Annotated in this window: 25 protein-coding genes and 2 tRNA genes; 8 read left to right on the forward strand and 19 right to left on the reverse strand. The window is 59.6% G+C overall.

Going from position 1 to position 26,396, the window contains the following annotated elements; genetic code table 11:
- Positions 1–4 precede the first annotated feature (4 nt).
- The 5 genes from BN1936_RS10320 to BN1936_RS10340 are packed head-to-tail and all read right to left on the reverse strand — an operon-like array spanning position 5 to position 4,852.
- Positions 5–1,384 (reverse strand): PFL family protein, encoded by a 1,380-nt coding sequence (locus tag BN1936_RS10320; protein WP_049687346.1) that lies wholly within the window; start codon positions 1,382–1,384, stop codon positions 5–7.
- A 53-nt stretch (positions 1,385–1,437) separates the two neighbouring features.
- Positions 1,438–2,013, reverse strand: a complete 576-nt coding sequence (locus BN1936_RS10325) for a glycine cleavage system protein R (protein ID WP_022444815.1) — start codon at positions 2,011–2,013, stop codon at positions 1,438–1,440.
- Between the two features lie 59 nt (positions 2,014–2,072).
- The gene (locus BN1936_RS10330; RefSeq protein WP_049687347.1) at positions 2,073–2,900 is read right to left on the reverse strand and encodes a TatD family hydrolase; all 828 of its coding nucleotides are present in this window, start codon (positions 2,898–2,900) and stop codon (positions 2,073–2,075) included.
- 16 nt (positions 2,901–2,916) lie between these two features.
- Positions 2,917–3,603: an ABC transporter ATP-binding protein gene (locus BN1936_RS10335; protein WP_022444813.1), complete on the reverse strand. Its 687-nt coding sequence runs from the start codon at positions 3,601–3,603 to the stop codon at positions 2,917–2,919.
- On the reverse strand, positions 3,596–4,852 hold the full coding sequence (locus BN1936_RS10340) for a lipoprotein-releasing ABC transporter permease subunit (RefSeq protein ID WP_022444812.1): 1,257 nt from the start codon (positions 4,850–4,852) through the stop codon (positions 3,596–3,598). Before BN1936_RS10340 ends, BN1936_RS10335 begins: the two co-directional genes overlap by 8 nt.
- 117 nt (positions 4,853–4,969) lie before the next feature.
- Between BN1936_RS10340 and BN1936_RS10345 the strand changes: the two genes are divergently transcribed.
- The 5 genes from BN1936_RS10345 (at position 4,970) to BN1936_RS10365 (ending at position 11,424) form a co-directional block, all read left to right on the forward strand.
- Positions 4,970–6,037: a hypothetical protein gene (locus tag BN1936_RS10345; protein WP_049687348.1), complete on the forward strand. Its 1,068-nt coding sequence runs from the start codon at positions 4,970–4,972 to the stop codon at positions 6,035–6,037.
- 7 nt (positions 6,038–6,044) lie between these two features.
- Positions 6,045–7,760 (forward strand): single-stranded-DNA-specific exonuclease RecJ, encoded by a 1,716-nt coding sequence (gene recJ / locus BN1936_RS10350; RefSeq protein ID WP_022444810.1) that lies wholly within the window; start codon positions 6,045–6,047, stop codon positions 7,758–7,760.
- Between the two features lie 135 nt (positions 7,761–7,895).
- Positions 7,896–9,000 (forward strand): peptide chain release factor 2 gene (prfB, locus tag BN1936_RS10355; RefSeq protein WP_148521251.1). Its coding sequence is split into 2 segments (ribosomal slippage): positions 7,896–7,976 and positions 7,978–9,000, totalling 1,104 coding nucleotides; the frame shifts between segments, so codons are not numbered across the junction.
- A gap of 41 nt (positions 9,001–9,041) precedes the next feature.
- On the forward strand, positions 9,042–10,574 hold the full coding sequence (gene lysS / locus BN1936_RS10360; RefSeq protein ID WP_049687349.1) for a lysine--tRNA ligase: 1,533 nt from the start codon (positions 9,042–9,044) through the stop codon (positions 10,572–10,574).
- 7 nt (positions 10,575–10,581) lie between these two features.
- Positions 10,582–11,424: an NUDIX hydrolase gene (locus BN1936_RS10365; protein ID WP_022444807.1), complete on the forward strand. Its 843-nt coding sequence runs from the start codon at positions 10,582–10,584 to the stop codon at positions 11,422–11,424.
- A gap of 87 nt (positions 11,425–11,511) precedes the next feature.
- Here BN1936_RS10365 and BN1936_RS10370 read toward each other — a convergent pair whose 3' ends face one another.
- The 11 genes from BN1936_RS10370 to uvrB form a co-directional block, all read right to left on the reverse strand.
- On the reverse strand, positions 11,512–12,519 hold the full coding sequence (locus BN1936_RS10370; protein WP_022444806.1) for an ornithine carbamoyltransferase: 1,008 nt from the start codon (positions 12,517–12,519) through the stop codon (positions 11,512–11,514).
- 117 nt (positions 12,520–12,636) lie between these two features.
- Positions 12,637–12,837, reverse strand: coding sequence for a Fe-S cluster assembly protein IscX (gene iscX / locus BN1936_RS10375; RefSeq protein ID WP_022444805.1), 201 nt, complete (start codon positions 12,835–12,837; stop codon positions 12,637–12,639).
- Between the two features lies 1 nt (position 12,838).
- Positions 12,839–13,177 carry an ISC system 2Fe-2S type ferredoxin gene (fdx, locus tag BN1936_RS10380; RefSeq protein ID WP_022444804.1) on the reverse strand — a complete coding sequence of 113 codons (339 nt, stop codon included), beginning with the start codon at positions 13,175–13,177 and terminating at the stop codon, positions 12,839–12,841.
- A gap of 17 nt (positions 13,178–13,194) precedes the next feature.
- The gene (gene hscA, locus BN1936_RS10385; protein ID WP_049687350.1) at positions 13,195–15,060 is read right to left on the reverse strand and encodes a Fe-S protein assembly chaperone HscA; all 1,866 of its coding nucleotides are present in this window, start codon (positions 15,058–15,060) and stop codon (positions 13,195–13,197) included.
- Positions 15,061–15,082: 22 nt separating this feature from the next.
- Entirely contained in the window at positions 15,083–15,595 is a 513-nt protein-coding gene (gene hscB, locus BN1936_RS10390; protein WP_022444802.1) for a Fe-S protein assembly co-chaperone HscB, read from the reverse strand.
- A 17-nt stretch (positions 15,596–15,612) separates the two neighbouring features.
- Positions 15,613–15,936 (reverse strand): iron-sulfur cluster assembly protein IscA, encoded by a 324-nt coding sequence (gene iscA, locus BN1936_RS10395; RefSeq protein ID WP_022444801.1) that lies wholly within the window; start codon positions 15,934–15,936, stop codon positions 15,613–15,615.
- 23 nt (positions 15,937–15,959) lie between these two features.
- Complete coding sequence (gene iscU, locus BN1936_RS10400; RefSeq protein WP_022444800.1) at positions 15,960–16,352, reverse strand: Fe-S cluster assembly scaffold IscU; 393 nt, start codon at positions 16,350–16,352, stop codon at positions 15,960–15,962.
- A gap of 87 nt (positions 16,353–16,439) precedes the next feature.
- Positions 16,440–17,654 carry an IscS subfamily cysteine desulfurase gene (locus tag BN1936_RS10405; protein WP_049687351.1) on the reverse strand — a complete coding sequence of 405 codons (1,215 nt, stop codon included), beginning with the start codon at positions 17,652–17,654 and terminating at the stop codon, positions 16,440–16,442.
- A 33-nt stretch (positions 17,655–17,687) separates the two neighbouring features.
- A complete protein-coding gene (locus BN1936_RS10410) occupies positions 17,688–18,197 on the reverse strand; it encodes an Rrf2 family transcriptional regulator (RefSeq protein ID WP_022444797.1) in 510 nt (169 codons plus the stop codon).
- Positions 18,198–18,368: 171 nt separating this feature from the next.
- On the reverse strand, positions 18,369–18,887 hold the full coding sequence (locus tag BN1936_RS10415; protein WP_022444796.1) for a low molecular weight protein-tyrosine-phosphatase: 519 nt from the start codon (positions 18,885–18,887) through the stop codon (positions 18,369–18,371).
- Positions 18,888–19,019: 132 nt separating this feature from the next.
- On the reverse strand, positions 19,020–21,050 hold the full coding sequence (gene uvrB, locus BN1936_RS10420) for an excinuclease ABC subunit UvrB (RefSeq protein WP_022444795.1): 2,031 nt from the start codon (positions 21,048–21,050) through the stop codon (positions 19,020–19,022).
- A gap of 219 nt (positions 21,051–21,269) precedes the next feature.
- Between uvrB and BN1936_RS10425 the strand changes: the two genes are divergently transcribed.
- Together BN1936_RS10425 and BN1936_RS10430 are read left to right on the forward strand one after the other, a co-directional pair.
- A complete protein-coding gene (locus tag BN1936_RS10425; protein ID WP_049687352.1) occupies positions 21,270–22,478 on the forward strand; it encodes an amino acid aminotransferase in 1,209 nt (402 codons plus the stop codon).
- 93 nt (positions 22,479–22,571) lie between these two features.
- Positions 22,572–22,647 (forward strand) — tRNA-Asn (locus BN1936_RS10430).
- 125 nt (positions 22,648–22,772) lie between these two features.
- On the opposite strand, the gene BN1936_RS10435 is transcribed toward BN1936_RS10430, so the two are convergent.
- The 3 genes from BN1936_RS10435 to BN1936_RS10445 all read right to left on the reverse strand — a co-directional run bounded on the left by BN1936_RS10435 (position 22,773) and on the right by BN1936_RS10445 (position 25,838).
- The gene (locus BN1936_RS10435; protein ID WP_049687353.1) at positions 22,773–24,989 is read right to left on the reverse strand and encodes an ornithine decarboxylase; all 2,217 of its coding nucleotides are present in this window, start codon (positions 24,987–24,989) and stop codon (positions 22,773–22,775) included.
- A 289-nt stretch (positions 24,990–25,278) separates the two neighbouring features.
- A tRNA-Ala gene (locus BN1936_RS10440) sits at positions 25,279–25,354 on the reverse strand.
- An 82-nt stretch (positions 25,355–25,436) separates the two neighbouring features.
- Entirely contained in the window at positions 25,437–25,838 is a 402-nt protein-coding gene (locus tag BN1936_RS10445) for a VOC family protein (RefSeq protein WP_022444792.1), read from the reverse strand.
- A gap of 123 nt (positions 25,839–25,961) precedes the next feature.
- On the opposite strand from BN1936_RS10445, the gene BN1936_RS10450 reads away from it, so the two are divergent.
- Entirely contained in the window at positions 25,962–26,396 is a 435-nt protein-coding gene (locus BN1936_RS10450; RefSeq protein ID WP_022444791.1) for a DNA polymerase III subunit chi, read from the forward strand.

Here is a 26,396-nt window from a genome sequence, read left to right on the forward strand (position 1 = left end):
TCCGTTAGTTCTTCAGGCTGTGAATCGGAGCCGGGATACGGCCGCCGAGGTTCACGAAGCCCGCGGAGTCACCGCCAGGAACGCGGATCACGGCCGCTTCACCGAGCAGGCCACCGAAGACCGCCACGTCGCCCACCGTCTTGCCGGGGACCGGAATCACGCGGACAGCGGCTGCCTTGTTGTTGATCATGCCGATCGCGGCTTCGTCAGCGATGATGCCGCCGATCGTCGAGGCCGGGGTGTCACCCGGGATCGCGATCATGTCGAGGCCGACCGAGCAGACCGAGGTCATCGCTTCGAGCTTCTCGAACGTGAGCGCGCCGCTGCGGGCAGCGGCTTCGATCGCCGCGTCTTCGGACACCGGGATGAAGGCGCCGGAGAGGCCGCCGACGTGAGAGGAAGCGAAAACGCCGCCCTTCTTCACCGCGTCATTCAGCATCGCGAGAATCGCGGTCGTGCCGGGAGCGCCGATCGAGGAGAGGCCGAGAGCCTGGAAGATTTCACCGACGGAGTCGCCGATCGCCGGGGTCGGCGCGAGCGACAGATCCGCCACACCGAACGGGATGCCGAGTTCCTTCGCCACATCGCGGCCGATGATTTCACCGACGCGCGTCACCTTGAAGGCCGTGAACTTGATCGTTTCGGCAACATCGTCCACCGTGATATGGCGGCCGTTGTTCTTCTCTTCGATCAGACGGTCCAGAGCCTTCTTCACAACGCCCGGGCCGGAAACGCCGACGTCGATCACCACGTCAGGCTCACCGACACCGAGGTAGGCGCCGGCCATGAAGGGCACGTCCTGAGGAATGTTGCAGAAGACAACGAGCTTCGCCGCACCGATACCGTCGCGGTCCGAGGTCGCCTGGGCGACGTCAAGCACGCGCTGACCCATCAGGGCAACCGCGTCCATGTTGATACCGGCCTTCGTGCTGCCCACGTTGATCGAAGAGCAGACACGGTCCGTGGTCGCGAGGGCCTCAGGCAGCGAGTCGATCAGGTTACGCTCACCAGGGGTGATGCCCTTCTCAACGAGAGCGCCGAAACCGCCCACGAAGTCAACGCCGACTTCCTTCGCTGCGGCGTCAAGCTCGCGGCAGACCGCGGCGAGCTGATCACGCGTGAAGGAGGAGCAGACCGTACCGATCGGAGAAACCGAAATACGCTTGTTCACGACCGGAATGCCGTAGCGGTCGCCGACCATGTTGCAGGTCTCAACGAGGCGCTTCGCATACTTGCTGATCTTCGCGCGGAGACGATAGGCAAACGTGTCGTAGTCGGTGCTTGCGCAGTCGAACAGGCTGACACCGAGCGTCACCGTACGCACGTCAAGGTGCTCGGCCCGGGTCATGTTGATGGTGGAAAGGATCTCGTTTTCAGAAATCATTGTTGTTTTTCACCCTAAAAGAGTCTTCTGCCGCTCTTGCAGCCGAAATGGAATTAATGAATTTCGATGTGATGCATCGCATCAAAGATGAGGTGATGCTGCATCGTGAGCGAGAGGCCCATCGCCTTGGCGCGTTCCGACATCACGCGGTGCAGCGCGCGGGCGTCAACCGCCTTCGGCACGCTCACTTCAAAAATCTGAACGGACTCGCCTTCACCGAGCGGCTTCGCGCGCAGATCGTGAATGTTCACGCGCTGCTCGCTCATGATGCGGGAGAAGGTCGACACGATGTCGTTGCCGTCTTTGCCCCAGATCGTCACCACGTAGGATTCGGACTCCGGCACGGAATCCTTCGGCAGTTCTTCAAAGTCGCGGATCACAAGGGAGAGGTGGAATTTGCGGGCTTCGAGCGCCTTGCTGATTTCCTCGTTGAGCGTCTCGTTGGACAGGCCTTCAGGCTTATTCAGCAGATAAATGCCCGAAAACTGGTCGTGCAGCGTGGACTGGGTCATTTCTTCAATATTGCAGCCCAGGCGGGTAAGGGCAGAAGAAACGGTGGCAACAATACCGGGCTGATCAAGACCGATGACGGCGACAAGCGCGCTGTTATTTTTCGTATACTGGGTCATTTTCCTTAAGGCTTTGCAGGTCAAAGTATTAGAACGTGAGTGTAACTCTATATGGCGTTTCAGTTCTTCTGAGCCTCCGGGAGAAACTCACGCATTCCCGGGAATGCCGCGAGGGAATTCTCCTGGAGGATGGAAAGAAGCTCATCGCGCGGCATGTTCCGGAGCAGAGCGAGTTCATCAAGATACCCCGCGATATCGGCGGGTTCGGTCCGAAGGTTCCCGCTGTCGCGCCTCGCGCCTGAAGGCATATCCGGCGCGTCGGTTTCAAGCACAATGCTTTCTATCGGAAGCGTAGCCGCGAGACGCCTGATCCGGCGGCTGCCGCTATACATCATTGCGCCGCCGAATCCGAGCTTGAGCCCAAGAGAAATCAGAATCCTCGCCTGCTCCTCGGAGCCATTAAACGCGTGCGCGACACCGCCTGAAATCGGAATCCGCCGAAGCCACTTGGTGACCCAGTCGACAGACCGCCTCACGTGAAGCGAGACCGGCATGCCGGTGTCCCGTGCCACCTTCAGCTGGGCGACGAACACCGCTTCCTGTTTCGCGCGGTCGAGATCCGGCACAAAACCATCCAGCCCAATCTCCGCGACCGCCACCACGCGGCTCGCGGGATCCGCCATTTCGCGCCTGAGCGCGTCACGCAGCTCGTCCGCCACTTCGGGGGTCACCGCGGGACGGGCGGTCGCGAGCGGATGAACCCCGAGTCCGACGCACCACCCAGACTCGGCCCCCACCTGGAGACATTTCGTCCAGTCGCCTGAAATTCCCGCCGCAATGAGCGCGCAGCCGACACCCGACTCTTTCGCCCGACGGAAGACATCCGGCCGGTCGCGGTCAAACTGCTCGGACTGCATGTGGTTATGCGTATCGATAAGACAGGCCACGGCCCCCTCCTCCCGATCACTCCTCAAAGGGTTCGATCGAGCCGCCCTTCAGCCTCAGAATCCGGCCGCAGCGCTTCGCGAGCCCCAGGTCATGCGTCACAATGATGATCGCGGTGTTCTTTTCGCTCGCGAGACTGAGGAACCGGTCCCAGACCGCCTGCGCGGTGTCCTGATCAAGGTTCCCTGTCGGTTCGTCCGCAAGAATGCAGGCGGGAGAGGTCACGACCGCGCGGGCAATCGCGGTTCGCTGCCGCTCGCCACCTGAAAGCTGGGACGGCAGGTGATCAAGCCGCTCACCGAGCCCGATTTCTTCCAGCACCGCCTTCGCGGCCGCATTGGCTTCCGCCTCGGGCGTTCTCCGGATATAGAGCGGCATCGCCACGTTTTCCAGCGCCGTGAATTCCGGAAGCAGATGGTGGAACTGATAGACAAAGCCGAGACGCCGGTTTCTCAGGTCGCCGCGTGCCTTCTCATCCATCGCACCAATATCGACGCCATCCACCACGACGCGCCCGGCGTCGGCGTCATCCAGTCCGCCGATACAGTGAAGGAGTGTCGACTTGCCGGCGCCTGACGCCCCGACAATCGCGACGGTTTCCCCCGGTTTCACGCGGAGCGACACATTCTTCAGCACCGGCGTTTCACGGTCTCCCTCTCGGTACGCCTTGGCGAGACCCTCAACCTCAATCGCAAACTCACTCATATCTCAGAGCCTCAGCAGGCCGGATGCGGGACGCACGCCAGCTCGGATAAACGGTCGCGGCAAGCGACAGAATAAGAGACAAAACAGCAATCGGAATAATGTCCGACGCCCGGGGTTCGGACGGCATGCCGGAAATCAGGTAAATCGACTGCGGGAGGAATTCCACATGGAAAACCGCCTCGATCGCGGACACGATCGAGCCGAGATTGCAGGAGATGAGGAGTCCGATCGCGACGCCGGATGCCACACCGATCACGCCGATCACCGCGCCCTGGATCATGAAGATCTTCATGATGGAGCCAGGCGACGCGCCAAGCGTCCGGAGAATCGCAATATCTGACTGCTTCTCGGTCACGGTCATCACAAGAGTCGACACCAGCCCGAACGCGCCGACAAGCACGATGAGGAAAAGAATGATCGACATCATCCGCTTCTCCACCTGCACGGCGGCGAACCACGTCTTGTTTTCCACGGTCCAGTCACGGGCGAAGTACCCAGGAGGCAGCGACTTCATGAGGCTCTCGGAGACTGCGGGCGCTTCCTGCATGTCCGCCACGCGGACACGGACGCCCATCGGACCCCCGGTGCGGAAGAGAGCCGCGGCGTCCTCAATATTCATGAAAAGCATCGTCGAATCGTACTCGAAGTGTCCGGCCGTAAAGATCCCGGACACCGTGAGCGTGCGGACCCGCGGAATCATGCCGGCGGGGGTGGTGGTGCCCTGAGGGACGACAAGCGCGATCTTGTCTCCGGGCGCCACGCCGAGCCGCGCGGCGAGCACCGACCCGATCACCGCGTGAAAGCTCCCCGGGGTGAGGGAGTCGAGCGTCCCTGCGGGCATCGTGGAAGCGACCTCACTCGCCTTCACTTCTTCCTTCGGGTCGACCCCTTCCACCATGGTGCCGATCACGCGGTCACCGGTCGAAATCAGCCCCTGCCCTTCAACGAAAGGCGCGGCGCCCCGCACTTCGGGGTTCTTTTCCGCGACCGCGGCGAGCGACCTCCAGTCCGACACGGGACCCGTGCCGCTGGAAATCTGGATATGCGGAATCACGGACAGCATCCGGTCACGGACCTGGGTCTGGAACCCGTTCATCACGGAAAGCACAATGATCAGCGCCATCACGCCGAGCGCGATCGACACGACAGACGTCGCTGAGATGAAGGAAACAAACCGGTCCTTCCGTCCGGTTCGCCGGCCGGAGCGCGTATAGCGGAGGCCGATCAGAAATTCAAAAGGCAGAGACACGGAGCTCAAATCCTGAAGTGTTGACTGTTGACTCCGGGCGGATCCCGGAGCTGTGCACACATTCTAAGCAAGAGCGGACCTAACCCGGGACCGTCTTCCGTCTAAAATAGGATCCCTATGTCCACTGCCTATTACCTGCTCCCCGGTGCCCGTCTGCCGAAGGACGTCGCTCCCGCTGTCATTCCTCGAATCGACCGGTCGCTCCTCGACCCCATCCTGGAAGGGCTCGGTGCCCCTGTCTGCCAGAGGCTCGCCGAGGGGCTGACGCTGCCCTTTGCCCGCTGCACCCATCACCTCTGGTTCTGGGGCGTGGTGCCGCGCGGCAAGACCACTCCGGCTCACGCGGCCTACGTGTGGCTCGAGGATCATGGTCCGACGCTCGGGACAGAAATCTGGTCCGTGACACCCTGCGTTGAGGAGAACGGTGTTTACCGGTCGCTCGGCAGCGATCCCCTCACCGCGGAAGAAATCGACCGCTGCTCGGAACCGCTCCGGAAGACGCTCGCGAAATTCGGCTTCGTGCTCCAGCAGTGGGATACGCTCTGGTACGCCACCCGCATGAAGGACTGGGAGGCCGTGCTCCGCCCCTGGGAATGCCAGAACGGCATGGGGCTGGATGAAGGCGCGATCGCGGGTGACCGCGATATGGCGCTTGAGTGCCTCAGGGCATGCGCCGAAACGATGGCCGGCACCGAGGTGACCGCGGACCGGAAGGCCGCAGGCCGCCCCGCTCCGAACGCGGTCTGGATCGCGGGAGGCGGGCGTCAGATCCGCTTCTATCCTCCGACCCTGATCCGCGCCGTGATGTCTGACGAGCCTGTCCTCCGCAGCTGGGCGATGGAGGCCGGAATGCTCTGTCAGTTTGTGAGCCACACGACAGGAAAAACGTGGCCTGAGGAAGCCGCCCCCGGCGACATGATCGCCGTGATCAGTGACCTCTGGGAACCGTGGCTCCGGGGGGACTGGGACGCGTGGCTCGCCGCGCTCCCTGGTGTTGCCTCCAAGATCGCGGAACTGAAGGCCGCCGCTATCGCGCGGAAGACTGAAAGCACTGCTATCGTAGCCTGCGGCCTCGGCACCACCGCGACGCTCCTCCCCAAAACCGAAGGACTGAAGAGCCGATTCCTCAGCCGGTTTGCCAAAAAGACGCCCCCCGACTACTCCTGGCTCACGGATTCAGACTGAAAACACTATGAAGACCCGCTTTATTACCCGACACTACGATCCGGCCGCCGCCGCAAGGCTGCAGTCGGAAGGTTTCTCCCGTCCTCTCGCTCAGGTGCTTGCCGGGAGGCGGATTGTCGGGAGAAGCGAAATGGAAACGGGGCTCGCCGGGCTGATTCCGCCCACGGCGCTTCCGCACGCGGCAAAGGCTGCGTCAATGCTTGCGGACGCCCTGGAGAAAGGGGAATCGGTTGCCGTTGTCGGCGACTATGACTGTGACGGGGCAACGGCGAGCACGGTTGCGTATAAGGGGCTGCGGCTTCTCGGGTTCCGGCCGGAGAAAGTGTCCTGGTTCATTCCGGACCGCATGTCGATGGGCTACGGGCTCTCCCCTGTGGTGGTTGACGCGCTCACTGAAAAATACGGCCGCCCTGACATCATTCTCACCGTGGATAACGGCATGGGAAGCGTGGAAGGCGTGGCGCGCGCAAACCAGCTCGGTATCCGCGTGATCGTGACAGATCACCATCTCCCGGGCGAATACCTCCCTGCCGCGGCCTGCATCGTGAATCCGAACGGACCTGACAGCGCCGGAGCGCCGGGGAACCTCGCCGGTGTCGGCGTGATCTTCTACGTTCTGATCGCGCTCCGCGCGGAGCTTCGGGCCCGCGGCGCCTTCGCGGCCGGACAGCAGCCGAAGCTCTCCAGGCTCCTTGACCTTGTCGCGCTCGGGACCGTGGCGGATGTTGTACCGCTCGACCGCAATAACCGCATTCTTGTGGCGCAGGGGCTGAAGCGGCTCCGGAGCGGCACGGGAAGCGCGGGACTCACTGCGCTTTACACACTTGCGAATCAGAATAAGCGCGATATTTCCCAGATCTCGGTCCGCGACCTCGGCTTCACGCTTGCGCCCCGGATCAATGCCGCCGGCCGTATCGCCAATATGGAGATCGGGATCCAGTGCCTGCTCGCGGGAGAGGAGAACGCCGCCGAGCTTGCTTCGCAGCTCGAAGACATCAATGATCAGCGGAAGGCGCTCGAACGCAGCATGCAGGAAGAAGCGCTGGATTCGCTCTCCGACGCCGATATCGAACACCGCATGAGCCTCGTGCTCAGCCACCCGGACTGGCATCAGGGGCTTGTCGGCCTTGTCGCGAGCCGCGTGAAGGAACGGACTCACCGCCCGGTGATCGCCTTCGCGCCGACCAAAAACGGCCTTCTCCGCGGCTCGGGCCGCTCGATCCCAGGGCTTCACCTCCGATACTGCCTCTCGCGGATTGACACAATGTTCCCGGGGCTGATTCTTCGCTACGGCGGCCACGCGCTCGCCGCGGGTCTCACGATCCGGGGGGACGGCCTTGAGCAGTTCCGCGACGCGTTTGAAAAGGTGGTATCGGAAAATATTTCACCTGAGCTTCTCACGGAAGACGTCGTTGTGGACGGAGCGCTCGCGCCTGAGGAGATTTCCTTCGGCCTCATCCGGGAAATTGATTCAGTCGTCTGGGGACAGTCCTTTGAGGCGCCGCTTTTCGCGAATGAATTCGATATCGTCAGCCAAACCCCGCTCCGGAGCGGCGAGCATCTCAAAGCGACCGTGTCGACCGCGGGTCAGCATTTCGACGCCATCTTCTTCCGCCGCAGCACGCCGCTTCCGGACCGCGTGAAGCTCGCCTATCGGCTGGACATGAACGAGTGGAAGGGCCGGAAGTCGCTCCAGCTCATGATTGAAAACGCTGAGGAGTAGGCGCTCCGCCTCCGTCCTCAGACTGACACGGGGTCAAGGGATTTCACCCGATCCGGTAAGCCCCCGCGCGGCTTTGCGGCGCCCCGTTCTACTTTATAATTTTCTTTTTTCGTTTCTGTACAGTAAGAGATATAAATGGAAGCTGAACAGCTTAATCAGATCGGGAACAGCATCACCGATCTGGGAGACCGACTTTCCGGTCTCAGGGGGTATCTTTGACATCGACCTCAAAGCCCGACGTCTTGAAGAACTGAACCGCGAGATCGAGAACCCCGATCTCTGGAATGACCCGAAGCATGCCGAACAGGTGTCCAAGGAGAAGAAGCTCCTTGAGGATACGGTCGGAACCTACCGCCAGCTTGAGGCCGGCATCCGCGACGCGGGCGAACTCTTCGAGATGAGCCGCGAGGAAGAAGACTGGGATGCGGTCGCGAGCGTCGGTGAAGACGTGAAGTCGATCGAAAAGAAGGTTGAGCAGCTTGAGTTCAAGCGCATGTTCAATAATCCGATGGATTCCTCGAACTGCTACCTTGAAATTCAGGCGGGCGCAGGCGGCACGGAAGCCCAGGACTGGGCCTCGATGCTCGAGCGCATGTATCTGAAATACACGGAAAGCAAGGGCTTCAGCGTGAAGCTCACGAGCGAAACCGCGGGCGACGTCGCCGGTATCAAGAACTGCTCCATTTATATTCAGGGTGACTGGGCCTACGGCACGCTCCGCACCGAGACCGGCATTCACCGTCTCGTGCGTAAGAGCCCGTTCGACTCGAACGCCCGCCGTCACACGTCCTTTGCTTCTGTCTACGTGTACCCCGAAGTCGATGACTCGATTGAGATCGAAATCAATCCGGCCGACCTCCGTATCGACGTGTACCGCGCCTCCGGCGCCGGCGGCCAGCACGTTCAGAAAACGGAATCCGCTGTCCGAATCACGCATATCCCGACCGGCATCGTGACGGAGTGCCAGGACGAGCGCTCACAGCATCAGAACAAAGACCGCGCCATGCAGCAGCTGCGCGCGAAACTCTATGAGTTCGAGATGAACAAGCGCCGCGCCGAGCAGCAGAAGCTGGAAGACGCGAAGGACGACATCGGCTGGGGCCACCAGATCCGCAGCTACGTGCTCGATCAGAGCCGCATCAAGGATCTGCGTACGAACGTCGAAAACACGAACACCACCGCCGTGCTGAACGGCGACCTCGATCAGTTCATCGAGGCGAGCCTGAAGCAGGGCGTCTGACGCCTGGCGCTCACGGAATAATTTTTAAATCAGGAACTGAAATGGCTGAAGAACAGAAGATTGCGCCGGAAGCGGATTCCGCCGCAGAAGAGAATCACATCATCGCTGAGCGCCGCGCCAAGCTGCAGCTGCTCCGCGACGCGAATGCCGCCTACCCAAACGATTTCCGCCGCAAGGACTACTTTGCCGATCTGCACGCGAAGTACGACGCCGAAGACCGAGAAACGTTTGAGTCGTCCGAAAAGGTTGAGGTTCAGACCGCCGGCCGCATCATGCTGAAGCGCGTGATGGGCAAGGTCTCCTTCCTCACCGTGAAGGACATGACCGGCACGATCCAGTACTTCGTCACGCGCGACGCGCTCGGCGAAGAGGCTTACAAGAACTTCAAGACCTGGGACGTGGGTGATATCGTCGGCTCCACCGGCTATCTCTTCAAGACGAAGACCGGTGAACTTTCCGTTCATGTCGAAACGCTTCGCCTTCTCACGAAGTCGATCCGTCCGCTTCCCGATAAGCATAAGGGCATCACGGATCCGGAACTGATCTACCGCCAGCGTTACGTCGATCTGATGACGAATGACGTGTCGCGCAACCGCTTCATCACGCGTTCCAAGATGATCACGGCGATCCGCGACTTCATGACGCAGCACCGCTTCCTCGAAGTCGAAACCCCGATGCTGCACCCGATCCCGGGCGGCGCGAACGCGAAGCCCTTCATCACGCATCACAACGCGCTTGACGTTGATCTCTACCTCCGAATCGCTCCGGAACTCTATCTGAAGCGTCTCGTGGTGGGCGGCATGGAACGTGTCTATGACATGAACCGCTGCTTCCGCAACGAAGGCATGGACGTCCGTCACAACCCGGAATTCACGACGATCGAGTGGTACGCCGCGTACTGGGATTACCGCATCCAGATGGACTTCACCGAAGAACTGATCCGCTACGCCGCGATCAAGGCGACGGGCTCCGCCGTCGTCCAGTATCAGGGTGTCACGGTGGATCTCTCGCAGCCCTTTGACCGTCTCACGCCGAAGGAAGCGATCATGAAGTACTCGGACTACACGTCCGAGCAGATCGATGACGAGGCGTTCCTCCGCGCTGAACTCGCCCGCCGCGGCGAGCCGCAGAAGGATTTCGCCGGCTACGGCACTCTCCTCATGGCGATGTTCGACCTCGTCGCCGAAGCGAAGCTGATCCGCCCGACCTTCCTCATCAACTTCCCGACCGAAGTGTCGCCGCTCGCCCGCGCCTCTGACAGCGATCCGAGCATCTGCGAGCGCTTTGAGCTCTACATCGTCGGACGCGAACACGCGAACGGCTTCTCCGAGCTCAATGATCCGGACGATCAGGCCCGCCGCTTCAAGGCTCAGGCTGACGCGAAGAGCAAGGGTGACGACGAAGCGATGTACTACGACGCGGACTACATCCGCGCTCTCGAGTACGGCCTCGCCCCGACCTCCGGCTGCGGCATCGGTATTGACCGTCTCGCCATGCTCCTCACGGACGCTCCGAGCATCCGCGACGTGCTCCTCTTCCCGCAGATGCGCCCCGAAGCGGATCTTCTGAAGTAAGAGCGCCATGACCGATACCAAGTGGCGGATTGGGAAATCCTTCGCGAAGTATTCGAAGCAGGCATCTGCCTCACTCGATCCTTCACGGAAGAGCCTTGTGATCGGCGGCAGAGCGGCCGGGGCGGTGTCTGAGGACGACGCCCGGCTGATCGCGGAGCGGATCGAAGGCGCGTCCTTTGACGGCGAGTCACTCGTGATCGGCGCCGCGTCTGACAGCGAGGAAATGCTCTCCGCGATCCTCGCGCTTGCCGCGGCCCTCCTCCGGGACGAAGGCAGGATTCACCGCTGGCGCGGCGAACTCGTGGACGTTCAGATGCCGGAAGGCGGTCCCCGCATCGCGGTGCTCGAGCGGAGCGCGTTCCGTCTCCTCGGTCTTCTCACGGTCGCCGTTCATATGAACGGTGTCACACCGGACGGCCGGATCTGGACCTCGCAGCGCTCTGACACGAAGGACATCAATCCTGGCAAGTGGGATAACCTCGCGGCCGGCATGGTGGCTGCGGGCGAAACCCCGCTTGACGCCATGAAGCGCGAAGCGGCGGAAGAGGCGGGGCTCGCGCCCGAGGACTACGAGCTCGTTCCCGAGACCGTGTTCCTCACGAGCCGCCCGACTGAGTCCGGCTGGATGCTGGAACGCGCCTACTGCTACACCGCGCGGCTGCGTGACGGCGTGACGCCTCATAACGTCGACGGTGAAGTGCAGGCGGCTGAACTCCTCGACGCGGACGCCATGGCGGAGCTCATTGCCCGCGACAAGGTGACGAGCGAAGCGTCTCTCGCCGCTCTCCACTGGCTTGCGGCGAAAACCGGGAAGACGCTCCCCGAAGGTTTCTATCAGGCGTTTGTCTGACCGATTTCCTTCACCCGCGGTTTAAAAAAATGAGCGCCGGAATCCTTTCCGGCGCTCATTTTCTTTTGTCTGACTCAGGTATCAGTCTCAGCAGGCAAGCGCTGCCACCATCACCGCCTTGATCGTGTGGAGACGGTTGCCGGCCTGTTCAAAGACGATGGAGGCCGGAGACTCAAACACCTCTTCCGTCACCTCGACACCGGTCGCGAGTTCCGGATGCGCGGCGATCACGGCCTGCCCGACCTTCGTTTCCGCGTTGTGGTACGCGGGGAGGCAGTGCATGAATTTCACGCGCGGGTTTCCTGAGGCCTTCAGGAGCGCGGCGTTCACCTGATAGGGCATCAGGTCGTGAATACGCTGATCCCAAACGTCCGTGGGTTCACCCATCGAGACCCAGATGTCCGTGTGGATGAAATCGACGCCCTTCACGGCTTCTTCCGCGTTTTCGGTCAGCGTGATCTTCGCGCCGCTCTCGCGCGCGAAGGCTTCGCACATATCGAGCACCGACTTCTCGGGCCAGTAGGCCTTCGGGGCGCCGATACGAACGTCCATCCCCATCTTCGCGCCGATCATGAGAAGCGAATTCCCGGTGTTGAAGCGGGCGTCCCCCATGTAGGCGAAGCTGATCTGGTTAAAGGGCTTGTGGCAGTGCTCACGCATCGTGAGGAGGTCACAGAGCATCTGCGTCGGATGCCATTCATCGGTGAGGCCGTTGAAGACCGGAACGCCGGCATACTTCGCGAGCTCTTCCACGGTCTTCTGGGCGAAGCCGCGGTACTCGATCGCGTCATAGATCTGGCCGAGCACCCGGGCCGAATCTTTCACGCTCTCCTTGTGGCCGAACTGAGAGGCCGAGGGGGCAAAGAAGGTCGTATGCGCGCCCTGATCGGCCGCCGCCACTTCAAAGGCGCTCCGCGTACGGGTCGAGGTCTTCTCAAAAATCAGGGCGATATTCTTTCCCTTCAGACGCGGCACTTCGTAGCCGCCTCGCTTCGCCCGCTTCAGGTCTTCCGCGAGGTCGACGAGATACGTGATTTCAGCAGGAGTGTGGTGACAGAGGCTGAGCAGGCTGCGATTCCGAAGATTGAACGGCATTTTTTGATCCTTATAAGAAAAGCCTCGCAGGAGGGGCTGCGAGGCTTTCAATAATAACGCAGAGCGGCTTTCGAGAAATCTGACCGGAGGCCGCTTCAGCGCCTGGCGCGGCAGGCGTTACTCACGCTCATCGAGCCACGCCTGCAGAATCGCTTCGAGAATCGCTTCAGAGGACTTCTCGGGATCATCCGAGAATCCGGGGAGCGCGCACACCATATCGTGCAGCTCCGTGAAGCGAAGCGTCGTCGGATCGAGATCGGGATCGTTGTCGTAAAGGGTCTCCGCAATGGTCCCCGTGTCCTTCCAGGTGAGCGCCATATCAGTCGTCCTCGGAAACCTGATTACGGGTGTACTTCGGAACTTCGATCGTGAGATCCTCGTCCCCCACCTTCACCTGGCAGGAAAGACGGGACAGAGCGCCGACACCCCAGGCCTTATCGAGACAGTCATACTCTTTGTCTGACGGCTCCTCGAGCGAATCAAACCCCTTACGGATGATCACGTGGCAGGTGGAGCAGGCGCAGGACATTTCGCAGGCGTGCTCAATCTTCACACCGTGCGAGAGAAGCCCGCGGATCAGGTTCTCACCCGTCGCCATTTCAAACTCCGCGCCCTCAGGACAGTATTTCGGGTTCGGCAGAACAGTAATCTTCGGCATCAGATGCCTCCTATTCGTTAAATGTCATTCACGTTCTGGCCCGCGAGCGCCTTCTGAATGCTGCGGTCCATACGGAGTTCGGCAAAATGCTCAGTACCCTTGGCGAGCGCGTCCATCGCGTCCTTGATCGCCTGGGTGTCATCTGCTTCAGAAAGCGTGAGCGTGTGGCGCACGAGGTCAAGAATCTTCGCTTCTTCTTCCTTCGAAAGCAGATCGCGGTCAGCAGCAAGCGCGGAGACCGTCGATTCAACAATACGCTTTGCTTCAACCTGCGCTTCACGCAGATCACGCGCGGCCTTGTCTTCCTCAGCGTTCTGGTTGCCTTCGCGGAGCATCTTCACGATGTCGTCATCGGTGAGGCCGTAGGACGGCTTCACTTCGACAGAGCTCTCAACACCGGTCGTCTGCTCACGGGCGCTGACAGAAAGCAGTCCGTCCGCGTCCACCTGGAACGTGACGCGGATACGCGCGGCGCCCGCCACCATCGGGGGGATGCCCCGGAGCTCAAACCTCGCGAGCGACCGGCAGTTATCGACGAGCTCACGCTCGCCCTGCAGCACGTGGATCGCCATCGCGGTCTGACCGTCCTTGAACGTCGTGAAGTCCTGGGCGCGGGCCACCGGAATCGGGGTGTTCTTCGAGATCACCTTCTCAACGAGGCCGCCCATCGTCTCAAGACCAAGAGAAAGCGGGGTGACATCGAGAAGGAGGAAATCGTTTTCCACTTCGTTGCCAGCGAGCTTATTTGCCTGGATCGCGGCGCCGATCGTCACCACCTTATCGGGATCGATACCGGCGAGCGGCTCCTTCCCGAAGTAGTCGCGGATCAGACGCGGCACCATCGGCATGCGGGTCGCACCGCCGACAAGCACTACGCCCTTCACATCCGCGGCATTGAGCTTCGCGTCAGCGAGCGTCGCGCGGACCGCGTCAAGCGTCTTCTGAAGCAGCGCCTTCGTAGCATCTTCAAATTCAGCGCGGCTGAGCGGAAGTGACACCTCGCGCCCATCCTCAAGCTTCACCTGGAATTCAGTCGATTCGGCGTCAGTCAGACGCTCCTTCGCGGCGCGGCTTTCTGCGAGCAGCCGACGCTTATCCGCGGGGGTAAGGCTGGTGTCCGAAACGCCCGTCTTTGTGATAGCCCAGGAGAAAACCGCGCGGTCAAAGTCGTCGCCGCCAAGCGCCGAATTGCCGCCCGTCGCGAGTACCTGGAAAACACCGCGGTCAAGCTTCAGAATCGACACGTCAAACGTGCCGCCGCCGAGGTCATAGACGATGTAAATTCCCTCTGCCGCCTTATCGAGACCGTAGGCCAGAGCAGCGGCCGTCGGCTCGTTCAGCAGACGGAGAACATTGAGGCCGGCAAGGCGCCCCGCGTCCTTCGTCGCCTGACGCTGTGCGTCATCGAAGTAGGCCGGGCACGTAATCACGGCGCCCACGAGTTCTCCTTCGAGATCCGCCTCAGCCCGGGCGCGGAGCACCTTCAGGACTTCAGAGGAAACCTCTTCAGGCGTTTTCACGCCGGCCGCGGTTTCAATCTTCACCATGCCAGGGTTATCAAGCAGACGGAACGGAAGATGCGAAGGATCCGCAATTTCCGAAAGGGTCCGCCCGATCAGCCGCTTCGCACTGGAAATCGTATTCTGCGGGTCTTCGGCCGCGCGCTGAAGCGCCTCGCGTCCGACCTGCACCGTGCCGTCCGCGAGATACCGGACGACAGACGGAAGAAGAGCTGAGCCCTTCTCGTCCTCGAGCACGACCGCTTCGCCGTTCTTCACGGTCGCAACGAGAGAATTCGTGGTTCCAAGATCGATTCCGACCGCCAGATGGACGGAGTGCGGAACCTCAGACATTCCGGGTTCTGCGATCTGAAGCAAAGGCATGGATTTTTTCCTTATTTTTTTCTTACTGATGGATGGCGGCGGCAATGTCGCGGGCCATCTTGTCGACGAACATCAGGCGGCGGACTTCAGGAACCGCTTTTTCGGGGCTCTGCTCATCATCGAGAAGGGCTGCGAGGCGGTCCACGAGCGCCGTCTTCTCCTCCTGCACAACGGAGGCGAGTTTCGCGAGAGCTTCGGGGGAATTCTTCCCCGCTTCAAACTTTTCGCGCCACTCCATCTGCTGCATGAGGAAGTCGACTGGCATGCGGGTGTTGTTCTCGGCGTTCACGGGGAAGCCCGCGGACTCGCAGAGATAAATCGCCCGGTTCAGGGGATCTGAAAGTGTGGAAAGCGCTTCGTTCGCGCGCTGAGACCACTGCTCGGCCACGCGCTTCATCGCGGGGGTGGCCGAAGCGAAGCGGTCGGGGTGAACCTGGAGCTCGACCCGGCGGTAGCCTTCGTCGAGCGCCTTCTGATCCACCCGGAATTTTCTCGGCACGCCGAGAAGCTGGAACATATCAAGCTTATCTGCCATGACCGGGGCGACCTTCTTCAGACGCTGAAGGACTTGCCGCAGCCGCAGTGGTCTTTTTCGTTCGGGTTATTGAACTTGAAGCCTTCCTGAATGCCCTCGCGGGTGTAGTCGAGCTGGGTGCCGTCGATGTAGACGAGGCTCTTCGGATCCACGATCACCTTGATGCCGTGGGAATCGAACACCTGATCATCCGGTTCGAGAACGTCAGCGAACTCGAGCTTGTAGGCCATGCCGGAACAGCCCGAGGTCTTCACGCCGACACGCAGGCCGATGCCCTTGCCGCGCTTCTCCAGAAACTGGGAAACGTGCTTGGCGGCGGCTTCAGTCATAGAAACGGTCATTCTTCTGCTCCTTTGCCTGGTAATCAGGCCTTCTTCGCCTGCTTCGCGCGGTAATCAGCGATAGCAGCCTTAACGGCGTCTTCGGCAAGAATCGAACAGTGAATCTTCACCGGCGGGAGCGCAAGCTCTTCGGCGATTTCGGAGTTCTTCAGAGCGGCCGCTTCGTCGAGCGTCTTGCCCTTCACCCACTCGGTCACAAGCGAGCTCGAGGCAATGGCGGAACCGCAGCCGTAGGTCTTGAATTTCGCGTCTTCAATGATGCCGGTCTTGTCGTCCACCTTGATCTGAAGGCGCATCACGTCGCCGCAGGCCGGGGCGCCGACCATGCCGGTACCGACGTCATTCGCGTCGGAATCGAGCGTGCCGACATTGCGGGGATGTTCGTAGTGGTCGATGACTTTTTCGCTATAGGGCACTTTAGTGTCCTCCTTTCAACGCTCCGGGCGGTGTCTTCCGCCCGGATACCGGTTAATTACTGAATCTGTTCCGAAGGGAATCCGGCCTTACATCTTGGCCCACTGAACCTTCGTCGTATCGATGCCCTTCTGGTGCATTTCCCAGAGCGGGGAGAGTTCGCGAAGCCGCGTCACGGCTTCCGTGAGCTCCTTGATCGTGTAGTCGATCTCTTCCTCGGTCGTGAAGCGGCCGAGCGTGAAGCGGATCGAGCTGTGAGCGAGTTCATCCGGGCGGCCGAGAGCCTTCAGCACGAAGGACGGCTCAAGCGACGCGGAGGTGCAGGCGGAGCCCGACGACACGGCGAGATTCTTGCAGGCCATCATGAGGGATTCGCCCTCGATGTACTCGAAGGAAACGTTCAGGTTGAAGCCCACGCGATGTTCCCAGGAGCCGTTCAGCACGACGCACGGGATGTTCTTCTGGATGCCTTCCCAGAGGCGGTCGCGGAGCTTGCGGATGCGTTCATTCTCCTCGTCCATATCCTCCTTCAGGATGCGATAGGCTTCGCCCATGCCGACGATCTGCTGCGTCGCGAGCGTGCCGGAACGCATGCCGCGCTCGTGTCCGCCGCCGTCGATCTGGCATTCAATACGGACGCGGGGCTTGCGGCGGACGTAAAGAGCGCCCATGCCCTTCGGGCCGTACACCTTGTGGCTCGACATGCTCATGAGGTCGATCGGCTGATTCTTCATATCGAAGTGGAGCTTTCCGATAGCCTGCGTGGCGTCGACGTGGAAAAGCACGCCGTGCTTGTGGCAGATCTCACCGATTTCGAAAATCGGCTGAATCGTGCCGATTTCGTTATTCACGCCCATGATGGAAACGAGCGTCGTATCCGGACGGATGGCGGCTTCAACAGCTGCCGGATCCACGAGACCATCACCGTCAACATCGAGGTAAGTCACCTCGTAACCTTCGGATTCGAGACGGCGCATCGAGTCGAGAACCGCCTTATGTTCGGTCTTCTGCGTGATGAGATGCTTGCCCTTATCCTTGTAGAAGTGGGCAGCGCCCTTCAGAGCGAGGTTGTCAGCTTCCGTGGCGCCTGAGGTCCAGACGATTTCACGCGGATCGGCGTTGATCAGCGCTGCGACCTGACCGCGGGCCTCTTCGACCGCCTTCTCCGCTTCCCAGCCGTAAGCATGGCTGCGGCTTGCCGGATTGCCGAAGATTTCCGTGAGGTACGGAATCATTTTCTTTGCAACCCGCGGATCAACCGGAGTCGTCGCGGAATAATCCAGGTAAACAGGCAATTTAAGCATTTAAAAGTTTCTCCTCGCTGTAAGGACGCTCAGTTACTTCTGAGTTTCCTTTTGGGCCGTATTCTTATGGCTCCGCCGCATAGCAGCCGGGGCAATTTTCACGTAGGCAATGCCGGACTGGGCAAGCTTCTGCCGCTCTTTGTTCTGCTCGACGAGTTTCGCGAGCGTCGCCTCAGAAAGCACATCTTCGAGTTTCTGATTGAGCGACGCCCACAGCTCGTGCGTCATACATTCAGCGCCGTCGTGGTGGCAGCTTGTTTTGCCGCCGCACTGCGTCGCGTCCAGATTGTCCTCAACAACATTGATGATGTCGGCAGCCGAAATCTCGCAGGCACCGCGGGCAAGGCAGTAACCACCGCCAGGTCCCCGGACGCTGACAACGAGTCCGGCGCGACGCAGCTTTCCGAAGAGCTGCTCGAGGTAAGCAACCGAAATCGATTGCCGCTCGGCGATCTCCGTCAGCGAAACGGGGTTCTCGCCGGCATGGATAGCCATATCGAGAAGAGCCGTTACAGCAAAGCGTCCTTTGGTCGTCAGTCTCATTATTTTTCGGTTCCCTATTCAATCCCACCTAGATGAAACACAGAGATCATACACCAATACCCGACAATTTAACTCAGGATTAAGTACGACGTGAGGCTTATTCGTATGGGGTAAAAAAAAGGCCGTCAGGAGACGGCCTCTAAATAAGGGGAAAAAATAAAACCTCTGAAACTAGTGCTCCGCTTCTCCCTTCTGGGGCTGGGGAGCCGGGGCATACATCGATACACGGCGCTTCACGATTTCAAGCAGCCCCTGGCAGGCATCCTCACAGTAGTCGAGCACCAGGTTGAAGCCATTCGTACCGCCGTAGTAGGGGTCAGGGATGACCGCGGCGTCGTACTCGCTCGCGTAGCGCATCAGCAGGTGCAGCTTATGGCGGAATACCGGGGGGCACTGGCGCTGAAGCTCTGAGAGATTCTCCCAGTCCATCGCCAGAATAAAGTCCGCGCTGGAATAGTCATCAAGCGTGATCTGGCGAGCCCGGTGGGCGGACAGATCGTAGCCGCGCTTGCGTCCGGCCAGCTGAGAACGGACATCAGGCGCTTCGCCGACGTGATAACCATGGGTGCCAGCGGAATCCACTGCGACTTCGGAACCTATGCCGGCGTCTGTCACCATTTTGCGAAAAACAGCTTCGGCAGTGGGGGACCGGCAGATGTTGCCCATGCAGACAAAAAGGACTTTGATCATATATTCCGAGAGTAAAAAAGTAGCTGTCCGCCGCCAAGGCGGGCAATTATCCGCTCTATCGTACCGCTTTTATTTACGAATTCAAGAGTAGGAATGATACGGATTGTTGCAAACGCTGTTCTTTTCCGTGTTTCAGGCCTTTTCGGGCAGGTCCGGAACCGAGGCTCCGAAGAGCCTTTTCTTAAGCGCATCAAGCTGATCACGGACTGCCGCAGCCTTCTCAAATTCGAGATCACGGGCATAGGCCGCCATCTGCTTCTCCAGCTGCTTCACGCGCTGAGAGACCGCCTTTTCGTCCGAGAGATCCGTCGTGTCCTCCTCAGACTTCACCTCAGGCGCCCGGTAGACGCCGTCAATGATGTCGCGGACTTCCTTCTTGATGCCCTTCGGAACAATATGGTGCTCTTCATTAAACGCCATCTGCTTCGCACGGCGGCGGTTCGTTTCCGTGATGGCGGCCTTCATGGAGTCCGTCATCTGATCCGCGTAGAGAATCGCCTTCCCTTCCAGATTCCGGGCCGCGCGGCCAATCGTCTGCACAAGGCTCCGCTCGCTTCGGAGGAAGCCCTCCTTATCCGCGTCCAGAATGGCGACAAGTGACACCTCAGGAATATCGAGACCCTCACGAAGCAGATTGATGCCGACCAGAACATCAAACACTCCCTGACGGAGATCCCGGATGATTTCGACACGCTCCACCGTATCGATTTCAGAGTGAAGGTAACGCACCTTCACCTTATTCTCGGCGAGGAACTCCGTGAGGTCCTCCGCCATCTTCTTCGTAAGCGTTGTGATCAGCACACGTTCGCCCTTGGCAGTGCGCTCATAGATTTCAGAAAGCACATCATCCACCTGGGTCTTCGCGGGCCGGACCTCAACCTCCGGATCGAGAAGCCCGGTCGGACGCACCACCTGCTCCACCACCTGAGCCGAGTGCTCGAGCTCCCACTGCGCGGGGGTAGCTGAAACGAAGATCGAGCGGCGCATCTTGTGCTCAAACTCATCAAACCGGAGCGGCCGGTTATCGAGCGCCGAGGGAAGGCGGAAGCCGTATTCGACGAGCGTCGTCTTGCGGGAGAGATTCCCGCGGTACATGCCGCCGATCTGCCCCATCGTCACATGGCTCTCGTCAAAAAACATGATGGAGTCCGCGGGGAAATAGTCGAGCAGGCACGCAGGCGGCTCCCTGGGCTTCAGCCCCGAAAGATGCCGCGTGTAGTTCTCAATGCCCTTGCAGAACCCCACTTCCTGCAGCATCTCAAGGTCAAAAAGCGTCCGCTGCTGAAGGCGCTGCGCCTCCACGACCTTCCCTTCCTTCTGGAAGAATTCGACGCGGTCCCGCAGTTCCTCTTTGATGGACTCAATCGCCCGCATCACGTCATCCTTCGGCGTCACGTAGTTCGAAGCCGGATAGACCACGAACCGCGGCACCTTCTGAATCACGTGACCGGTGAGCGGGTCAAAGAGACTCACCTCATCCACTTCATCATCAAAGAGCTCAATCCGGACTGCCGTTTCCGAGTGTTCCGAGGGGAAGATATCGATCGTGTCGCCCCTGACGCGGAACGTGCCGCGGCGGAACTCCATGTCGCTTCGCTTGTACTGCATGCCGACCAGCTGCCGCACGAAGTCCTCGCGGGTCTTCGTGTCACCGCGCCGGATGATGAGACGCATCTTCGTGTAGCTCTCAGGCTCCCCGATGCCGTAGATCGCGGAGACCGTCGCCACGATGATCACGTCGCGCCGCTCGAGGATTGATTTCGACGCGGAAAGCCGCATCTGCTCAATGTGATCATTGATCGCGGAATCCTTCTCTATATAGAGATCCCGTGACGGCACATATGCTTCCGGCTGGTAGTAGTCGTAGTACGACACGAAGTACTCCACTGCGTTTTCCGGGAAGAAATCCCGGAATTCCGAGTAGAGCTGCGCTGCGAGCGTCTTGTTCGGCGCCATGACGAGCGTCGGAACCCTGGTGCGCGCAATGATGTTCGCCATCGTGAAGGTCTTTCCGGACCCCGTGACGCCAAGAAGCGTCTGCCCCATCAGTCCGTCATCAAGCCCCTCACAGAGTTTTCGGATTGCCTCAGGCTGATCGCCGCTTGGCTCATAAGGCGCATGAAGGATGAAAGGCGAATGGGGAAATGAAATGACTTTATCCACGGAACCTCGCTTTTTTAACGCATTTGTTTGGCATTACCCGGCGTGCCATAAGGAGAAAATCGTAGCACCTGACGCCCTTTTGGGAACGGCCGGGGCATACACTCTGTATATACTTTTATTCACGGCTTTTTTCCATAACCCACTCCGAAGCACTCCTTCCCGACTGCTTGTGACGCCGGGACGCCGATGCTTCTCTTTTATTGCTGGAATCACATCAATATGACAGATAAGCTCTTTGCAGAAGTTGCTGGTGCCCCTGAAGACCCCATTCTGGGTGTCGGTCAGCAGTACAAAGCCGATCCCCGTGCCGAAAAGGTGAATCTGAGCGTCGGTGTCTATCAGACTGAAGAAGGCAAGATCCCGGTTCTGCGCGCTGTGCGTGAAGCCGAAACCCGCCTCTACAACGCCGCCGCCCCTCACGGTTACGGCCAGATTTCCGGCAATCCGGCTCTCGGCGCTTTTGTCCAGGAACTGCTGTTCGGCAAGGACTCTGAAGTCGTCCGCTCCCGCCGCGCCTGCACGGTGCAGTCGCTCGGCGGCACCGGCGCTATCAAGCTCGCCGCTGACCTCCTCCACGTTGTCGTCGGCAAGACCAAGGCCGCGACCTCTGTTCCGACCTGGGGCAACCACAACGCCATCTTCAAGCAGGCCGGCTTCGACGTTTCCCACTACCAGTACTACAACAAGGCTGACGGCACGATCGCCTTTGAGCAGCTGCTCGCTGACCTCCGCGCGAAGGAAGCCGGCACCGTCGTCATTCTGCACGCCTGCTGCCACAACCCGACTGGTCTCGACTTCACGGCTGATCAGTGGAAGGAAGTCCTCCAGATCGTGATCGACCGCGGCCTCGTTCCGCTCCTCGATATCGCCTACCAGGGCTTCGACCGCGGCCTCGAAGAAGACGCTTTCTCGATCCGGCTCTTTGCTGAATCCGGCATCAGCTTCCTCGTCTCCTCCTCCTTCTCCAAGTCCTTCAGCCTGTACGGTGAACGTGTCGGCGGCCTGACGGTTGTCTGCCAGAATGCTGATGAAGCGGCCCGCGTGCTCTCCCAGGTGAAGCAGATGGCCCGCGCCAACTACTCCAACCCGCCGAACTACGGCGCCTCCCTCGTCGCCACTGTTGCCGGTGACCCGGTGCTCCGCGCTCAGTGGGAAGAGGAACTCGGCGAAATGCGCGCCCGTATCCGCTCGATGCGTGTTGCCCTGAAGAACGCGATGGACGCCGAAGGCTCCCCGCGTGACTTCAGCTTCGTGACGGCACAGGACGGCATGTTCTCCTTCACGGGCTTCACCCCGGATCAGGTTGAGCGCCTGAAGAAGGAATACGGTATCTACGCTGTGGCGAACGGCCGTATCTGCATTGCCGGCCTCAATAACCACAACGTGCAGTACGTGGCAAAGGCTTTCACCGCCGTTCAGAAGAACTGAACGCGGTATACCGTAAATGCGTCAGAAAAGATTCCTTCAAAAATTTTTTCTTGACAATACGAGGATAAATCTGTAAAGTTAATCCTCGTTGATTCCCCGATAGCTCAGTCGGTAGAGCAACGGACTGTTAATCCGTGGGTCGTTGGTTCGAGCCCAACTCGGGGAGCCAGAATTTCAAAAGCCAGAAAGCGAAAGCTTTCTGGCTTTTTCTGTTTCAGCCCCGCAAACCGGGGCTTTCCGTAAATGAAAAGGGCGCGTCGCTGCGCCCTTTTCTGTTATTAAATCAATAAGTCACTAATCCGGAATGCCGCGTCCAAACCCCATCCGGAGTCCAAGTTCGCGCGCCCGCTCGCGGGTAAGCACATAGCCATAAATCCTGCGGCGCCCATCCGGATCCTTTTCGATATAGACCCCCTGAAGCTCAGGCGTAAATCCGGGAAGCCGGTTCACCCCTTCTTCAAGCGCGAGGAAGTAATCAAGCACCACACCCTCCCAGACTTCACCCGGAACGCAGGTGATGACACCCGGAGGATACGGGAGCGCTCCTTCAAGCGCGATCCGGCCCCGGGCTTCAGAAAGCGGAATCAGCTCGCAGTTCCCGCGCACCAGCTCGTAATTCGCCGCCTGGGGAAGCATCGCGCGGCGCGGCAGCTCATCCTTTCTGAACATCGCCTTCTGGATCGACTTCAGATCGTACTCGCGGTAGTAGTCGTGAAGCTCCTGGCAGAGGTCGCGGATTGTATAGTCGCGGTACCGTTCGGCGTGATTCCGGTACAGAACCGGGAGCACTTCGGAGAGCGGTGCGTTCGCGTCCAGGAGCCGTTCGAAATGCGCGATCCGGTTCACGAGGTTTTCCATCTTCGCGAGATCTTCCGCCGGAGTCATGAGGAAGAGGATCGAATTCAGGTCCGCCTTCTCCGGCACGATACCGTTTTCACGCAGGTACTCAGCGAGGATCCCGGCCGGCACGCCAAACGCCTCATACTCCCCGCGCTCCACATTGATGCCGGGAGTCGTGAGAAGGAACTTGCACGGATCCACGAAGTACTGATCGGGACCGTAGTCCTCAAACCCGTGCCACTTCGCGCCAGGCTCATACTTGAAGAACCGGAGGTCCTTCGCGATCTGCTCGGTCGGATAGCTGTCCCAGGGCTTCCCGTCCACCTCAGGCGGAATAAACGGGCGGATATAGCGGCAGGTCTTCAGAAGATACTTTCTCGCCTCGATCCCGACCTTCACGCAGTCATCCCAGAGGAGACGCCCGGACGCGCCGGCATGCATCTGCGCGTTGACGTCAAGCGCCGAGAAAAGCGGATAGAAGGGGCTGGTCGACGCGTGCATCATGAAGGCGGAGTTAAGCCGCTTATGCGATACGTAACGCTTCTGCCCCTTGATGTGGCTGTCCTTCTTATGGATCTGTGAGGTCTGAGAGAAACCAGCAAGCTGCTTATGCACGGACTGCGTGACAAAGATCCCCGGATCCTCAGGGCCCAGTTCAAGAAGGAGCGGCGAGCAGTCCTTCATCATCGGAATGAACTGTTCGTACCCCACCCACGCGGAGTCAAAGAGGATGTAGTCGCAGAGGTGACCGATCCGGTCAACGATCTGACGCGCATTCCCGATCGTTCCGTCATAGGTGCCGAGCTGAATCACCGCGAGGCGGAAGGGGCGCTTCGCTTTGGCGCGCTCCGGATCCGCTTCCGCCGCGATTCTGCGGATGTAATCCTCATCGAAGCAGTGGTTATCGATCCCGCCGATGAACCCATAGGCGTTCCGTGCGGTTTCGAGATACACCGCCGTGGCACCCGCCTGAATCAGGGCGCCGTGCTGCACGGACTTGTGGTTATTGCTGTCGTAGAGCACCAGGTCACCCGGCGCGAGAAGCGCAGTGAGCACCACCTGGTTTGAGGCTGACGTACCGCCGAGCACAAAGTACGTGTTATCGGCATTGAACACCTTCGCCGCGTTCCTCTGGGCCTCGTACGGGTAGCCCTCGTGAATCAGGAGGTCTCCCATCGACACGTCCGCGTTGCAGAGATCCGAGCGGAAGATGTTTTCACCGAAGAAGTTATAGAACTCGCGCCCCACGGGATGACGGCGGAAAAACGCGCCGCCCTGATGCCCCGGGCAGTCAAACTGGCTCTTCCCCTCCTCCACATACTTCTCAAGCGCGCCGAAGAATGGCGGGAGAAGCGAGTCCTCATAGCGCTGCGCGGCGGCGTCGATCTGACGGCCGTTATAAGCAAGATTAGTGGGATTGTTATCAATCACCTGGGAAACCTGACCGATCAGATCCGGAGGAAAGGTTCCCGTACCGTCCTTCACAAGGACAATCGGTATCTCAAAGGCGTGCGCCTTGACGCGGGAGAGCAGACCGCGGTCCGCCTCGGTCGCCGTCATGACAATGACAGAGGACTCCGTCAGGTCAGAGGAGCGGATATCGACAACGGTTCTTTCCGCCTGGAAGGCTTTGCGCGCTTCAGGCGTAGCTGCGATGGAAAGCTTTTTCAATTTTCCCTCTTCAATCGATAGGAACACTCCGGATCCTTCGCTTTGCGACTCTGCAGCCAATGAGGAAAGTCGGATCTGCTCCGGCAGGAGTTGACGATCAGGTGGTTCCGCTCAGGGCGAAACCGGCGTTTTCATGATACCAACTGAGGGGGTCAGCGTCTGCGGAAATTCTTCAGGAATTCGTAAGCAATTGACGGGAAAAATTTCGGCGCGAGGTCGGGCGATTTAGCGTAAAACGCTGAAGGAATAAAAAATCCGCACTGCGTAAACAGTGCGGATTTTTGGAAACTGGTGGAGAAGAGGAGGATCGAACTCCCGACCTCAGCGATGCGAACGCTGCGCTCTCCCAGCTGAGCTACTTCCCCGTGAGATTTAGTATTTTACAGAAATTGCCGGAAAATGCAAACCTGTCATCAGCGGTCAGCCGCATTCCCGTGTTTCCGCAAATTACTTCTTCCAGGTTCCGTTGCGGACGATCACGCGATAACCATCGGGATCCTCAAAAGCGGCGGAGTCACCGTCAGCGTAAAGCTGCGGGTTCGTCACCTGCTGGAAGCCGGCATCAAAAAGCTGCCCGAGTGTCTTCTTCCAGACTTCGTGCTCCGGAATGGAAAGCACAATAAAGTGATTGGGAGTCGGAGCGCGCGGCACTTCATCCTCGCCCCGCTTCTGCGAAAACTCGAACTGGTAGGGCCAGTCCTTGTGCCCGCAGATCACGCCGTCCCAGCCAACCTGGGCCTCATAGCGGTCGAGAACCTCGAACCCGAGCCCATTGCAATAGAAATTGATGAGCTTTTCGAGATTGTTCGTTGAGCGGGAAAGACGAATCTTCGGAACGACGGAATCCATGTAACGCCTCCACTGAAGGAAAACACATATAGTTAACATTATGGACAGGAGAGGCCCTCAAGGCAAAGATTTATCACCGCTCCAAAGCCCGGATTCCGGCCCAAACGCTCTATATGGCTGAATATGAAACAGATAGATTTTCACTTCAATGTCGGTAACCGACTCTTCTACGCCTGCCGTTTCGTGAATAAGGTCTGGGGAATGGGACTGTCGGTCGCCGTATGGAGCTCAGACAGGATGCGGCTCGATGACTTCAACCGCCGTCTCTGGGCGTTTGATGACATGTCCTTTATCCCGCACGCCTTTGCGGGAGGACCTGACGCGGAGTCGGCCCGCGTGATTCTTTCTCCTGATCCGACGGCTCTTCCGGATTCCGACGTGCTGCTGCTTCTCGATGAGGGAACGCCGCCTGACTATGAGAATCTCTTCCAGCGGTTTGACCGCGTGGTGGATATCGTCTCCTCCATTCCGGAAGAAACCGAAGCGGCCCGCAACCGCTATAGAATCTATCTTCATCACAAGTATCCTCTGAAGGCTTACGACCAGGGAAGGCGCTGA

This window comes from Dakarella massiliensis (assembly GCF_001182045.1).
In the GTDB taxonomy this organism is placed as follows: Bacteria; Pseudomonadota; Gammaproteobacteria; order Burkholderiales; family Burkholderiaceae_F; genus Mesosutterella; species Mesosutterella massiliensis.

What these genes read in the sequence shown, in the direction of transcription:
- BN1936_RS10405 (WP_049687351.1), bottom strand. Translation starts at nt 17,654, where the DNA reads ATGCTTAAATTGCCTGTTTACCTGGATTATTCCGCGACGACTCCGGTT.
- BN1936_RS10320 (WP_049687346.1), bottom strand. Translation starts at nt 1,384, where the DNA reads ATGATTTCTGAAAACGAGATCCTTTCCACCATCAACATGACCCGGGCC.
- BN1936_RS10325 (WP_022444815.1), bottom strand. Translation starts at nt 2,013, where the DNA reads ATGACCCAGTATACGAAAAATAACAGCGCGCTTGTCGCCGTCATCGGT.
- BN1936_RS10450 (WP_022444791.1), top strand. Translation starts at nt 25,962, where the DNA reads ATGAAACAGATAGATTTTCACTTCAATGTCGGTAACCGACTCTTCTAC.
- fdx (WP_022444804.1), bottom strand. Translation starts at nt 13,177, where the DNA reads ATGCCGAAGATTACTGTTCTGCCGAACCCGAAATACTGTCCTGAGGGC.
- BN1936_RS10335 (WP_022444813.1), bottom strand. Translation starts at nt 3,603, where the DNA reads ATGAGTGAGTTTGCGATTGAGGTTGAGGGTCTCGCCAAGGCGTACCGA.
- hscA (WP_049687350.1), bottom strand. Translation starts at nt 15,060, where the DNA reads ATGCCTTTGCTTCAGATCGCAGAACCCGGAATGTCTGAGGTTCCGCAC.
- BN1936_RS10445 (WP_022444792.1), bottom strand. Translation starts at nt 25,838, where the DNA reads ATGGATTCCGTCGTTCCGAAGATTCGTCTTTCCCGCTCAACGAACAAT.
- BN1936_RS10425 (WP_049687352.1), top strand. Translation starts at nt 21,270, where the DNA reads ATGACAGATAAGCTCTTTGCAGAAGTTGCTGGTGCCCCTGAAGACCCC.
- BN1936_RS10370 (WP_022444806.1), bottom strand. Translation starts at nt 12,519, where the DNA reads ATGCCGTTCAATCTTCGGAATCGCAGCCTGCTCAGCCTCTGTCACCAC.
- iscA (WP_022444801.1), bottom strand. Translation starts at nt 15,936, where the DNA reads ATGACCGTTTCTATGACTGAAGCCGCCGCCAAGCACGTTTCCCAGTTT.
- recJ (WP_022444810.1), top strand. Translation starts at nt 6,045, where the DNA reads ATGAAGACCCGCTTTATTACCCGACACTACGATCCGGCCGCCGCCGCA.
- lysS (WP_049687349.1), top strand. Translation starts at nt 9,042, where the DNA reads ATGGCTGAAGAACAGAAGATTGCGCCGGAAGCGGATTCCGCCGCAGAA.
- BN1936_RS10410 (WP_022444797.1), bottom strand. Translation starts at nt 18,197, where the DNA reads ATGAGACTGACGACCAAAGGACGCTTTGCTGTAACGGCTCTTCTCGAT.
- BN1936_RS10365 (WP_022444807.1), top strand. Translation starts at nt 10,582, where the DNA reads ATGACCGATACCAAGTGGCGGATTGGGAAATCCTTCGCGAAGTATTCG.
- BN1936_RS10345 (WP_049687348.1), top strand. Translation starts at nt 4,970, where the DNA reads ATGTCCACTGCCTATTACCTGCTCCCCGGTGCCCGTCTGCCGAAGGAC.
- BN1936_RS10415 (WP_022444796.1), bottom strand. Translation starts at nt 18,887, where the DNA reads ATGATCAAAGTCCTTTTTGTCTGCATGGGCAACATCTGCCGGTCCCCC.
- hscB (WP_022444802.1), bottom strand. Translation starts at nt 15,595, where the DNA reads ATGGCAGATAAGCTTGATATGTTCCAGCTTCTCGGCGTGCCGAGAAAA.
- iscX (WP_022444805.1), bottom strand. Translation starts at nt 12,837, where the DNA reads ATGGCGCTCACCTGGAAGGACACGGGGACCATTGCGGAGACCCTTTAC.